17 protein-coding genes are annotated in these 12,565 nt (G+C 54.4%); all 17 read right to left on the minus strand.

What is annotated here, in order from left to right; genetic code table 11:
* Window position 1 precedes the first annotated feature (1 nt).
* Window positions 2-2,158, minus strand: coding sequence for a type III secretion system export apparatus subunit SctV (sctV, locus tag ACTIKR_RS08910; protein ID WP_442327657.1), 2,157 nt, complete (start codon window positions 2,156-2,158; stop codon window positions 2-4).
* Complete coding sequence (locus ACTIKR_RS08915) at window positions 2,155-2,496, minus strand: hypothetical protein (RefSeq protein WP_442327658.1); 342 nt, start codon at window positions 2,494-2,496, stop codon at window positions 2,155-2,157. The genes sctV and ACTIKR_RS08915 overlap by 4 nt, the downstream gene beginning before the upstream one ends.
* A complete protein-coding gene (locus ACTIKR_RS08920; protein ID WP_442327659.1) occupies window positions 2,474-2,872 on the minus strand; it encodes a hypothetical protein in 399 nt (132 codons plus the stop codon). The genes ACTIKR_RS08915 and ACTIKR_RS08920 overlap by 23 nt, the downstream gene beginning before the upstream one ends.
* A 15-nt stretch (window positions 2,873-2,887) precedes the next feature.
* The gene (locus tag ACTIKR_RS08925) at window positions 2,888-3,772 is read right to left on the minus strand and encodes a SctD/MshK family protein (protein ID WP_442327660.1); all 885 of its coding nucleotides are present in this window, start codon (window positions 3,770-3,772) and stop codon (window positions 2,888-2,890) included.
* Between the two features lie 93 nt (window positions 3,773-3,865).
* Window positions 3,866-4,027 carry a hypothetical protein gene (locus ACTIKR_RS08930; protein WP_321196344.1) on the minus strand — a complete coding sequence of 54 codons (162 nt, stop codon included), beginning with the start codon at window positions 4,025-4,027 and terminating at the stop codon, window positions 3,866-3,868.
* 171 nt (window positions 4,028-4,198) lie between these two features.
* On the minus strand, window positions 4,199-5,257 hold the full coding sequence (locus ACTIKR_RS08935; protein ID WP_442327661.1) for an EscU/YscU/HrcU family type III secretion system export apparatus switch protein: 1,059 nt from the start codon (window positions 5,255-5,257) through the stop codon (window positions 4,199-4,201).
* A 24-nt stretch (window positions 5,258-5,281) separates the two neighbouring features.
* Entirely contained in the window at window positions 5,282-6,115 is an 834-nt protein-coding gene (gene sctT, locus ACTIKR_RS08940; RefSeq protein ID WP_442327662.1) for a type III secretion system export apparatus subunit SctT, read from the minus strand.
* Complete coding sequence (locus tag ACTIKR_RS08945) at window positions 6,103-6,372, minus strand: flagellar biosynthetic protein FliQ (protein ID WP_128393393.1); 270 nt, start codon at window positions 6,370-6,372, stop codon at window positions 6,103-6,105. The genes sctT and ACTIKR_RS08945 overlap by 13 nt, the downstream gene beginning before the upstream one ends.
* Window positions 6,373-6,378: 6 nt before the next feature.
* Window positions 6,379-7,035 carry a type III secretion system export apparatus subunit SctR gene (gene sctR / locus ACTIKR_RS08950; RefSeq protein WP_128393392.1) on the minus strand — a complete coding sequence of 219 codons (657 nt, stop codon included), beginning with the start codon at window positions 7,033-7,035 and terminating at the stop codon, window positions 6,379-6,381.
* Window positions 7,028-8,074 carry a type III secretion system cytoplasmic ring protein SctQ gene (sctQ, locus tag ACTIKR_RS08955; protein ID WP_442327663.1) on the minus strand — a complete coding sequence of 349 codons (1,047 nt, stop codon included), beginning with the start codon at window positions 8,072-8,074 and terminating at the stop codon, window positions 7,028-7,030. The genes sctR and sctQ overlap by 8 nt, the downstream gene beginning before the upstream one ends.
* Window positions 8,064-8,546 carry a hypothetical protein gene (locus ACTIKR_RS08960; RefSeq protein WP_442327664.1) on the minus strand — a complete coding sequence of 161 codons (483 nt, stop codon included), beginning with the start codon at window positions 8,544-8,546 and terminating at the stop codon, window positions 8,064-8,066. Before ACTIKR_RS08960 ends, sctQ begins: the two co-directional genes overlap by 11 nt.
* On the minus strand, window positions 8,543-9,886 hold the full coding sequence (locus ACTIKR_RS08965) for a FliI/YscN family ATPase (RefSeq protein WP_442327665.1): 1,344 nt from the start codon (window positions 9,884-9,886) through the stop codon (window positions 8,543-8,545). Before ACTIKR_RS08965 ends, ACTIKR_RS08960 begins: the two co-directional genes overlap by 4 nt.
* Window positions 9,883-10,482: an HrpE/YscL family type III secretion apparatus protein gene (locus ACTIKR_RS08970; protein WP_442327666.1), complete on the minus strand. Its 600-nt coding sequence runs from the start codon at window positions 10,480-10,482 to the stop codon at window positions 9,883-9,885. Before ACTIKR_RS08970 ends, ACTIKR_RS08965 begins: the two co-directional genes overlap by 4 nt.
* Window positions 10,479-11,138: a hypothetical protein gene (locus ACTIKR_RS08975; RefSeq protein WP_442327667.1), complete on the minus strand. Its 660-nt coding sequence runs from the start codon at window positions 11,136-11,138 to the stop codon at window positions 10,479-10,481. Before ACTIKR_RS08975 ends, ACTIKR_RS08970 begins: the two co-directional genes overlap by 4 nt.
* Window positions 11,139-11,143: 5 nt before the next feature.
* Complete coding sequence (gene sctJ / locus ACTIKR_RS08980; RefSeq protein WP_442327668.1) at window positions 11,144-11,929, minus strand: type III secretion system inner membrane ring lipoprotein SctJ; 786 nt, start codon at window positions 11,927-11,929, stop codon at window positions 11,144-11,146.
* A complete protein-coding gene (locus tag ACTIKR_RS08985) occupies window positions 11,930-12,331 on the minus strand; it encodes a hypothetical protein (protein ID WP_442327669.1) in 402 nt (133 codons plus the stop codon).
* Between the two features lie 30 nt (window positions 12,332-12,361).
* Window positions 12,362-12,565 (minus strand): hypothetical protein (locus tag ACTIKR_RS08990; protein ID WP_442327670.1); only part of this gene is annotated, 204 nt, incomplete at its 5' end.

The following is a 12,565-nucleotide window of genomic DNA, read 5'->3' on the forward strand; positions in this document are numbered from 1 at the left end:
TTCAGGCCGCTTGTTTCTGATCGTGCTCGATCATGGCGTCCGTTTGTATGGGTATTTCAGGCGTACCATCTGCACTTAATATAGCCAATGGATGGGAAACATAGCCGGACACGAGTTCCGAATAGGCCATCACCGGGATGGTGAATCCATGCCTGACCAGATGCTGCCGCAGAAAACGGCGCAAATCGGCTGCGATCATCAACACCGGTTGTCGTGATGCGCCAAACCCTCGTGGTACTGATTGCAACCCGCTGATCAACTTGCCGCTTAAACCGGCAGATAGCGCGTTGGACTTGTTCACACTGGAGGCAGACAGTTCGCTGCGAATTTCCTGCTCCAGCTCCACTGACAGCACATACGCGCCGATGGTTCTGTGGGCATCCGCATACTGATGACAGATATGCCGGGCCAGCGCTGCGCGTATATTCTCTACCAGCACAGGCAAAGACGCCGCGTCGCCAATTTGTACGAGCGTCTCTAATATCGAGCGAAGATTCCTGACACATACGGACTCCTCCAGCAAACGACGCAAGATTTCGGCCAGTCGCTGCAACGGTACAACCTGCAGCGCCTGACGCACCAACTCCGGTGAGCTTTGTTCCATCTCACTTAGCAGCTGGCGGGTTTCCTGTACCCCAAGAAACTCAGGAGCGCACCGAATTTGCGTGCTCAGAAGATACTCGCTCAACACCAAATCAGCAGACAAGCAGTCGGCCCCGAGCTTCTCCAGATCTTGTGCATGCTGGTCTGCCACCCATACTGCATCCTTGTCATCGAATCTCAATCGCTCCTGTGCTGGCAGATTAAGCATTTCAAATACACTCAGATCGCCGAACATAAACACACAATCGGGATGCAAAAAACCCCCGGATACAGGTACGCCATCGATGCAAATGCTGAACACTCGCTGCTCCAGCTGCGGATCCAGTCGGAACCCGATAGACGGTAGAGGAATACCCAGCGCCTGTTCCGCCCGGGCACTCGCATCTGCCAATGACAGCTGCAATGACGTCAAAGCCAGCGTCTGTGCCAGCGCTGGGTTCATGCACAAGAGCAGGCGACCCGAGGACGAGCCTGTCCAGTCCGCCGCTGTCTTGTGAGTCACATCCTGTTGACTGACGCCGGCCTCAGTAGCGTTGCTTACATCACCCTGTTGCTGGCTTTCATCCGCCGCTTTGATAGCTCGCTGCTTGCGCAGCAAACCGAATGCGGCGGCGCCCGACAGCAGCGCCAGGCCCATAAACACGTACGCAGGAAACCCCGGCACCAGCGCAAGCATAAACAATATGACAGTGCAGAGCACGAGCACTTTTGTATTGGCGCCTAACTGCTCCAGGATTTCGGTGCCAAGATTAATACCTCGATCTGAACTGACGCGAGTCACTACGATACCCGCGGCAACGGCCGTCATGATCGCGGGAAGCTGCGAGATCATTCCATCCCCGACAGTCAGCAGCGAATAAGTGTTAATCGCTTCGGAAAAAGACATGCCATGTCGCATGGTCCCAATGACAAGCCCCCCCAAAAGATTTACACACAGGATCACCAAAGAGGCAATCGCATCGCCTTTGACGAATTTCATTGCGCCATCCATTGCGCCGAACAATTGACTTTCCCGCTCCAGATTTTGCCGGCGCATTTTTGCCTGCGTTTGGTCGATATCACCGTTGCGCAAATCGGTATCGATGCTCATTTGTTTGCCGGGCATGGCATCAAGCGTGAACCGGGCGCCGACCTCTGCGACACGTTCCGCGCCTTTGGTAATAACAATAAACTGTGCGATCGTGATGATCAGAAAGATAACGATGCCCACAACCACGTCGCCGGCAATAACGTATTGGCCAAAGGCTGCAATAATAGCGCCGGCATCTGCATCGCGCAGAATGAGACGAGTGGTGGAGATCGATAGCGACAAGCGGAACAGTGTGCTCAACAGAATGATTGGAGGAAGGACGGAAAAATCAACAGCCCGCACGCTATAGAATGCGACAATGAGAATCAATACAGAGAAAGCGATGTTGCAGCCGACCATCACATCAATCAGATACGTTGGCAATGGAATAATCATCATCACCACCGCCATCAATATGAAGGAGATGACAATCATGTCGCTGCGCCGGAACGCGACGCTGATAATACGGTTTAACTGTGCTCTCACTCGAAGTCCTCCTGCCTGTCAAGGCGCCGCGTCAGGATCCTCGTTGACTCTGCATCGTTCCCCATTTCACGATGAGCGCCTGAGCGCAACAGCGACAATGCCAAATCTTCGGCATTCGGATTCAGTTGCTCCAGTTTTTTGATGACTTCGAGCGCACGTACGCCATCACCAGCGAGGATAAACATCTTTGCCAAGCCCCGCAGCACACCCTCGTCAGACGACTGCATGTGGTACGCAACCAGTTGATACACCAGTCCGCGATGAACATAGCCGTTGTCCGACAGGAGCTGAGCGCGCCGACAAAGCCATTGCACGCTAAGGTTGTCCCAGTTTTCCATCAAGCTCCAATTCTCTGTCTTCCTCATTTGCGGCATCCAATACACGCAAGTGATGATCCATGTCTTCTGTGAACAGCATCTGGGCGCTCTGTCGAACATCTGCGGACATAGTCAATGTTGGTAAAACGTGCTCTATCAGATAACGCAGAATGACCACATTGCCTGCCGTTTTCTCCAGTAGATTATCCAGTGGCGGAGTGGCGCCTGGCCCGTCAATGTCTGCCACACGGCGACGGCGCCCGGCAAGTGAGCGCCTGGCTGCCGCATCTAAGCGATGATCCAGCACAGATGGCGGAGACGAAGACTCGTTCGAGCGGCGCAGTCCCTGCATTTCCCGCGCGCGCCAAAGGTCTATATCAGCTCTATTTATGCGCATTATTGTTCTGACCCGTCACAGCCGCAATATGTGTTGGCGGCCATTTTTGGCCAGCACAAGTTCGTTCATGCCAATTTTCTCCAGCACCCAGCCATCTGACATAATGGCGCCTGGATAACACCGCGCGCCCTTCCCGTCTATCACGTAAGGCGCATTCCCCAGCCAAATAGCTTTGATAACGACCTGCGGCGCGTGCGCCTGTGTCAAGTTAGATTGGAGCAGGTAATGGACACCGTGGGTACGATCGAACCACATCTGCACTTCACGCCATTGTTCTGTTGCATTAAGAGGCAGTTCTCCAGACACCTGCACCCGACCCGTGCTGGTTTGCACATTGAGGTGCCCCAATCCTGACGCATTCAGCTGCGTGGCCAGCTGTTGGCGCACAACGTCCAAAGGAACCTGTTGCGCAACCTTGCGGGCATCCGCCAAGTTCGTCTGGGTAGTGGGCCCGCTTGCTACCTCCGGGATATACAGCATCAGATACAACAATGCACAGGTCAGTACCGCTGCTGCAGGCAGCAGTGTCTTATTGCGTAACGATGGCCATTTGCAGCGATTTTTCTCATCTTCTTTCGCATAGGCGATTTTCATATGTACTGCGCCGATAGAAAAACTGACCGGCAAGCTGCTTTCGCATACATGGCCAGCCGGCAACGCCATTCGCCCGTCAACCTGGACGTGATCGGCGTGTGACGCCAGCCTGACAACGCCCGATTCGAGCCCAAGCGTTACATGGCTTGCCGCAATGCCTTGATCGCGCAGCACGATATCGCCATCGAGGCTGGATCCAATGTGATGGTTGTGGGTGGCGCCAAGAGATACTGTTGCGCCTTCGTGTATGCCACTCAGCACAAACAGCCTGGGAGACACACACTGCTCGCCAGTGAAGACTGACATAGTGTGAATAAATTCCGAGTCGTTGGCCATATCCTACCGTAGGTGATAGCCAGTAAGAAACCAGAGCCGGAGCTCCGGTTTCCACAATGAAAATTAGTTCTGAGGACGCTGTTTAGAAGCGTCGAGCTCAGCTTTCTTCTCTGTTGTGATTTCGGTTACTTTAGACGAGAGTTCAATCGCACGATCAAATGCAGCTTCCATTTTTGCAATAGAATCTTCTGCACCGCCGCCGCTTACTGGGGTAACATCACTCATGGAGATCTCCTGAAAAATTTAATAAAACTAGTAGAACCCGGCTGTTAAAGATGGGCTCAACCCGTAATGGGTAATTCATTCTCTATTTGACAGGTGACAGGCGTATTAATCTTTCATATTGTTACAATACGATATAAAAAAACATCGCTTGGCCAGCGCATATCATCGCTTTTATATCAACCCTTCTTTCACTAGTATCCGGGCAATGCGTTCGAAAAACAAATCTGGTAGCGCTTCTCCAATTCGACTTCGCTGCGCGATTTCCCCGGAGAGCGCCGGATCGTACACATGCGGAATATTAGATCTGCTTTCGGGATGCCACAGCGCTTGGCCAATATCTGGGGCAGCCACATAAACGACGACCGGCACTTTCGTTTCCCCTCGTACGTAACGCAGCCCGACGGTCCAGCTGCCGGGCGCGCCGATCATGACGCTGGCCATATTTGCCCCCCGCGCAGAGGATGCGGCCTGCAAGGCATGTCGCTGACGATTGCGCTCTTTTCTGATCTCCGGAGAACCTTCGATATCCTTGCGCTCACGCTTCAGTTCACTATGGGACATCCTCATCTCTCGCGCAAACAACCACCGCTGTAACAGCAGATCGATCAGTCCTGAGAGGAAAAAGGCCAGAACTGCTGTCATCGTTATCGGGATGAACAATAATTTAAATGAAGCAAAGATACACTGTGCTCCGCAAGTGGGCGCGCCCAGTAAATAAGGCAGATTATTTCTGTAAACAACGACGAGCGCTGCACCCAAAACGATCACCTTGAAAATCGATTTGAGAAATTCCACGACATTTCGGGCGCTGAATAATCGTTTGAAGCCATCGGCCGGATTCAAACGATTGACATCGGGCTTGATAGGATCGGTTGAAAACAGGAAACCTTTCATAATGATCAGATTGCCCATCACCACCACAAAGACAATAACCGCCAGCAGTGGAAACGTTGCACTCATCAGCACATCCACCGCTTTGGCCACCAGTATTGGCCAGGCTTCAGAAAATATCAGGTCTTTTTCCATGAGCGTACTGGAGACCTCCTGAAATAACGCGTTGACACTGGCTGTCACATCGCTAGCGGCAAACCCCAAATAAACGGTGCACGCCAACACAACTAGCGCTGTGATCATGTCCTGGCTCTTGGCCACCTGGCCTTTCTTGCGCGAATCCCGAATCTTCTTTTCCGAACCGGGCTGTGATTTTTCTTCGCTACCTTTATCGCTCATGTGTTGCTCCTGCCAGCAATGGAATCACATATAGCCAGACATCTGGTCCAGCCAATCGGACAATTGGAAAGTGTCAACCAAAGAATCGAGCATATTTGGTATCAGGAAGGATACATACAGGACAATAAGGACGGCAAATAGCAGGTTTTTTACCGGCATCGACAAATCAAATACATGCAAACTGGGCGCCATGCGCGACAGATATGCCAAGAGTAGGTCAGCCACTAGAATGGCCACCATCAGGGGAGCGACCATCAGGACAGCCAGCTCAATAACGTGGTCGAGCAGGCCCAGCAACGTCACCCCCATTCCTTTATGAAAAACGGGATACAGTTGTCCCACCGGCCAGACTGCATAACTCTCATAAATACCCTGTAGTAGCAAGAGCAGGCCACCGGACATGAAGAACAACGCCAGTATCACAATACTGAACAACGTCGCTGTCACGCTCGATTCCGTTGCTGATAACGGATCCAGCAATTGAGACATCGTCGAGCCTCGCTGCAAGTCAATCAACTCGCCGGCTGCTTCGGCCGCCCAGACGGGTATACCGTAGATGGCCCCGAGCAACATGCCGACAAGCATCTCGACGCACAGCATGCCAACGAACAAGAAAGGAGATGGCGGCACATCGTTCATGACGACAGATAGCAACATGGGTACCGTCGGTAACGCAAATACCAGTGCGACCCCAGAGCGCAACAGGCCCGTCATGCCCAGACGATTAAAGACAGGTGAAATAAACACCATTCCCAGGCACCGTGACATCGCCAGGGAGGTTGCCGTTATTGCCGGATAGGCAATGTCGAACCAGGCCTGTATCCAGCCGGAGGAAGCAATATTGCCTAGCGCGTCCACAGCGGAAAGCCAGTGAGCAGTTGATCTGCCAGACTGGACACCTGACCGGCAAGCAAGGGCGCCACGAATATCAACGAGCACAGCACGGCGACCAGCTTGACTGCCTGCGGCAGCGTCTGGTCCTGAATCTGCGTCAAGGCTTGCAGCAGGCCTACGCCGAGTCCAATTACAATCGCAATGATGAGTGCTGGCGCTGAGAGCATCAGCACAATCATCAACGCCTTATTCAAGAGTGAAACAATCAGCGCTTTATCCATGTCTGGTCAACCTCCATAACTCGAAATCAATCCATGCATCAGTCTGGACCATCCGTCTACCACGACGAACAGGAAGATTTTGAGCGGCACCGAGATCAGCGTTGGCGAAACCATCATCATTCCCATCGCCATCAATACATTGGAGACGATCAGATCGATGATAAGAAATGGAATATAAAGAAGAAATCCAATCTCAAACGCCCGCGTCAGCTCAGATCCCACAAATGCAGGTATCAGCACCACCAGATCGTCGTTGCGCAGGTCACGACGCGCCTGTTCCGACCACAACCCTTCGGTTGCGCTCAGGAAGAACTCGCGTTCCTCCATGGACGCATACTTGGCCAAATGGGACTGCAGCGGCACCCGTACCCGTTCTGAGATCTTCATGAGGTCATCGACCGAGTTCAACTCGATTGGCGCCCCCTGAAACTGATAACCGATCTCACCGATTAACGGTGCGGTCACATAGCAGGCGAGGATCAGCGCAATGCCATAGAGCACCAGATTTGGCGGTGTCTGCTGCACGCCAAGCGCATTGCGGATTAAAAACAGGACTACCGCGATTTTCAAAAATCCTGTCATCGTAACGATGGCCAAGGGCAACAGACCGACCGTCGCAACCAGCAGAATAATGAGCGCCAGATTCGGCTGCGTTTCAGCCATGGGAGTTGACCAACCGTGTGACCCTGACGCCTAGCGTATCGTCCAGCCGGACCAACTCTCCCTGCCCGATCTTCGCGCCGTTCACAATCAGGTCGACCGCCTGCTGCGCGCGACGTTTCATTGGCAACACACTCCCGACCTTCAGGGATTTGAGCTCGGCCAGGGTCATCGAGACCCGGCCGACTTCGCACACAAGCTCAATTGTCAAGTCATCAAGCACGGCATCTTCGCCGGCGTCGTCCTGTCTGTTGACGGAATCCACACATACCTCTCTTCGTTCATCTAAATACCAGGAATTGGTGATGACATAATCCTTGTCATCAACTCGGACATCGGCCTGCTGAAATGATGACAAGACCAATTGCAGATCCTCAAGCGGCTTGCGTAGCAGCACAATGTCGCCACAAGCCAGCGAAGACAATTGGTTAAGCCTCAGGGTCTGCGATCCGGCACGCAGGCTTGCCACGAGCGGCACGCGCCGCCAAAATGCATCAGGATGGTCCAGGGCCTCGCGTGGCAGGAGATCTGCCATGGCCCTGGGAAGATCAAGCCAGACAGATGGCTGCTCGCTTATGCCCTCATGGGCAAATAACGCGTAGCGAAGTCCCTCGGCGGAACCAGGACAGTCCGCAGAGATGTCGATGGGTGGGCCACAGTCCAATTGCGTTTGCAATTGATTCAGCATGCCGTCAAGCAACCACCTTAGCAAAAAATCCTTTTGATGCGCATTCGTGCAGGACCAATCACCCTTGTCTATGCCAGACAGGCCAACCTTATGGCACAGTTCGTTCAACCACTGCTCATTAATGTGTAATCGGCCGCCGTGCCTGCCCAGCGACAATGACATATCTGATGGCGGCGGCAACTCGGTCGCCGCAACCTCCTTGACGCGAAACTGCACAGGCTGTCCCAGGATCGGAAAGATCAACGGCATCAAATCTTTCTGCCTACCGGGCCACAGCAGCACGTCTGCCTCACTACATTCGGGCAGCAACGGCCACAGGGCTACCACGTCTTTCGCGTTGGACTCAAACGACATGACGCGCTCCCCATGTATCCTCTTGATCTGCTTCGCGCAAAACTTCGTCGCGCCTGGCGAGTTTGCGGCATTGCATATCGACGAACTCGTCCCACGTTTCCAGCTTACGCACGCAAGCCGTATGATCCGCTGCCGCTTTATCCAGTTGCGTCTGGGCCTGGGCCAGGCTGCTCGCCAGATCGCGTAGCTTGCTCTCAGCCTGTTGGATCTGCCCGTCGTCGGTTTGGTCCTCCCGGGAAGCGCACATGACGCTTACACTGTTGAACGTGTCGCTGAATAACGCCGTCCAGCGCTCGCTTCGACGCTGCTTGAGGGCAAGAGCCAAGCGCTCTGAACAGAGGCGCTGATCATTCAGTTCTTGCTCAATCAGCTCACATTGACGAGCATGACGCTCACGCTGGCGAGCCATCCGCTCCTCTCGTCGGCTACGCACCTCGCGCAGCGCCTGCAGACTGTTCAGATCAAGACTCAACGAACTAGCTCCTGCAATCGGCGCTCAGTGTCGGAAAACAGGGAGATCGTCTTCATATCCTGGCGCAAAAAACGTTCGATCGCATCATGCTGATCGATTGCCCGGTCCGTTTCAGGCTCGGTTCCATGCTTATACTCTCCCAGACGCATCAGCAGTTCTACCTGAGCATAGCGCGCCATCGACTCGCGCACCTGGACCGCTGCAGCCAAATGCGCCGCAGAAACAATCTTGTCCATCAATCGACTACGGCTTTTGAGAATGTCGATGGCTGGAAACCGGTTCCGGCGCGCCAATTGCGCATCCAGGACGATGTGCCCATCCACAATGGACGTTACCTCCTCGGTAACGGGATCCACATCCCCTTCACTTTCCGTCAAGATGGTGTATATGCCGGTAATACTTCCGACCTTTCCCGGTCCTGCGCGTTCCAGCAAGCTGGGAAGCGCAGCAAATAACGAGGGAGGAAAGCCTCTGCGTATCGGAGGCTCGCCTGCAGCCAGACCGATTTCCCGCCAGGCTCGCGCATATCTTGTCACGCTGTCGAGCAGTAATAATACGTGCTGGCCTGCATCACGAAAGTACTCAGCGACGCAGGTCGCGGTTGCCGCCGCCTTGACCCGTTCCATCGCGGGCCTGTCGGATGTCGCCACGACAGTGACGGTACGAGACCGGATCGCCGGCGTCATGGCGTCTTCAATCCATTCTCGAACTTCACGTCCGCGTTCGCCTATCAGGCCAAGTACGATCACATCCGCCTGCGCGCCTGCCAGCATTGATGCCAACAAGGACGATTTGCCAGCGCCAGCCTCGCCTTGGATGCTGATGCGCTGTCCCTGGCCAATGGTCAGCAGGCCGTCTATAGCGCGCACGCCCAATGCAAATGGTTTGCTGATCCGTTGTCGATGCAGGGCGTTGGGTGCGGCTGCATTGACAGCACGTTCTTCAGTCCTCCCCATATTCATTGGGGAGTGCACATTCAGGCTGCGGCCGAATGCATCAATCACATTGCCCAGCAAACCCGTACCCACATTAATGCAGAATGCACGGCCAGTCCGGAACACGGGACTGCCTGCGCTCACCCCACTGATACTGGCCATGGGTGAAAGCCAGGCATGGTCGTTCTCAAAGCCCACGATCTCCACCGGCACGGTTTGGCCCGCTTGCCGCAAAGGCTCTATATATCCATATTCGCCCAGCCGCGCGCCCGGCAACCACGCCCGAATCGACTGCCCGCGGATTTCCAGCACCTTTCCCTGATAGGGTCGACTGTCAACCTGATTGATCGAAAGGTCGATCGTAGCCAGTGGATCCGCGTCCGCCAAGGTGGCCGCAGGTGTCATTGGTCGCCCCTCTCGTTCGCGTTCATGCCCCGGAAAATCCGCTCCCACTGTGTCTGCGCGCTCAATTGAATAATGCCCAGAGGCGTTTCCAGGTAGCATAAGGAATCTTGCAGGGTGTCGTCTTCTTTCACGTTGATTTTTTTTGCACCCGGTAAGCTCACCCGTTTTTCTATAATGCTGGCCATGCCAGGCGGCACCCGCAGGGTAACCTTGTCAATTTTCCTGAGGTCCTCTATCGCCTTGCGGGCCACGCCGGCGATCAGCTGCGCATCATCCATATCGGCCAGGATTTTTTTCATGCAAGCGTCGATCGACTGCATCAAGCGCAAAGTGAGCGAGTTCAGGTACGCATCGCGTTCAGCTGTGATTTGCAGAGCCAGCTTTGCCGCATCTTCCAAGCCGGCCTGTCGCCCTTGCTCAAAGCCTTGCTGCCACGCCTTTTCCCGAGCAGTCCGTGCTTCTTCTGTCGACTGCAATTTCATAGCAGCCGCGTCTTTTTTTGCCTGCTCAAGAAACTGTTCACCGTCACGCCAGGCCGCGACACTTTCAGCACGCACAATGGGCTCGCCAGCATTCGCATTTTTTCGAATATTCATGCGGTCTCCATCGAAGGCCGTCCAAGCGTCATGGCCAGACGACGCACATATTTCTGTCCATAAGCCGCATCAAGCAGCCTGGCGTTCTGCTGGCCCTCATCGCTGGCTGCATCTTTGAGTTTGACCCAGGCGGCCAGGCTTTCATCCAGGCTATCGCGCCACGACCACAACAATTGCGATCCGGCTTGCCGGATCCGGCCCCGCCATTGCTCAGCAGTCTCCGGGGCTTTGTCCAAATAAGCTGAGGGCTGGCTCGCGCCAGACTCCAGCAGCCCGATTTCCACCCAGTGCCACCACGACTCTCCCAACATTTGCTCCATTAACCGAAGGACCGGCGCACGCACCTCGTGGACGAGCACGCTGGAGCAATACATGGCACCGCAAGCCGTGGCCGCGTCATGCCATTCTGAGACACTCAAGGCAGCCAGGATCGCGTCGGCAGGTTCAGGATTAATGTCAGACAGGGATTCCAGCGAATAATGTCGCCGCAGCATGTCAACAAACAATGTGCGCTCACGCGATTGACCGATAGCGGTCCTGAACGCCTGTTCATTGTGAATCTGCAGCGGATGCATGCAGCCTGCGACATAATCAGCATGCACGCCAGGCAAGGGGTTATCCTGAAAATCCTGCCACGATCTGGGAGCGGTATCCAAACCCGTCATCCTTCGGACGCTTGACGATAAGTGCGAATACCACGCGGCCTCCTGCTCTGCCACAGCCATGTAGCGGCAAACGTTAGCACGGCAACCAATGCCAGGACAAAAAAAGCGATCTGGGTGAGCCTGCCGGCACTCTTCTCGGGTATCGGCACACCCAGCCAAGTTGTCATCCGTGTCACATCCGCAACGTCATTGACGGGGGCTGGGACCGGAATCACTGATACGCGCTCGTACTCAAGCCCTGATATGCTTGCCGCCACCAGAGATTTTATTTTAGGAATCAGGGCCTCGATATCGGTTCCTGCATCGTACCGCACGAAGACAGCAGCAGAAGCCTGCTTGGTATTCTTCCGGTTCGTGCCATCGTCTTGCAGATCCACGTGAACGCGTGCGGTGCGAATGCCATCGACTTTGGATACGGTATTAGATAGCTCCTGACTCATGGCATAAACAAGTTGCGCCCTTTCCTGTGTGGGTGTGGAAACCAGACCGTTTCCTTTGAACACTTCCCCCAGGGACACAAATTGAGCCTCCGGCAGGCCCGAGGCCTCGAGTACCTCTACAGCGGTGGCAAACTGATCTTCGTCTACCCTCACAGTCAGACTGGCATCTTTGGCCGCATATCGAGTCGCATTCACGCCATGTTTCATCAGCTCGGATATCATCTGGTTGGCCTGTCGCTCGTCCAGACCTGAATATAAATCCACCTTGCACGCTTGCAGCACCAACAGCAAGCTCAAAAGTGCGGCCGCACGCAAGCTGCGCCACCAAAACCGACTTTGCACTTACTGTCCTTTCAATAATGTATTAACTGCGCCGGACACCTGAGTTGCGCTTCGCACAACCACTTGGGTCTCAATCGAGTAATCGAACATGGCGCTTAAGGATTCCAGGACTGTCGAGACACGCTCATCGCTCGTCCCCGGCCCAGTCTGGCCCGGCAGCGACTGGTCCCCATATACCGGATCGCCATTCGAAATCTGCTTTACTCGTTCCGAAAACGATTTCGTTCTTTCCAGGTAATTATCCAGATGTCCAGCCAGCGCCTGGCCAACCTGCCCCAGATCGGTCGCTTGCCGATCGCGCGCCTGCAGCGCCATCGCCTCAAACAGATCCTGAGATACGGGGCTAACGTTCTGGACGGACGGCGTATTGGTGGCAGCACCAAGTTGAATAGGTAGTTCCATCGCGTTTATGTTTTGGCAACAAATCGCAAATTATTCATCTGACATGGATTCGCTGAGGATTTCGTTCATGCGAGGAGACAGTATGGTTTGCATCATCATGCCAATGCCCTGCTCGAACACCTGTTCTGTGCCGGCCGGAAGGCCGGCATTTTCTTGCGCCACCTTCAGCGCATCGTCAAAGGAAGTATCGACGGCATTTTGCTCGGAAACGGCGGAGGTATTGATTGGAGTAAC

Origin of the sequence: Advenella sp. (genome assembly GCF_052108595.1) — a bacterium.
GTDB lineage: Bacteria > Pseudomonadota > Gammaproteobacteria > Burkholderiales > Burkholderiaceae_B > Advenella.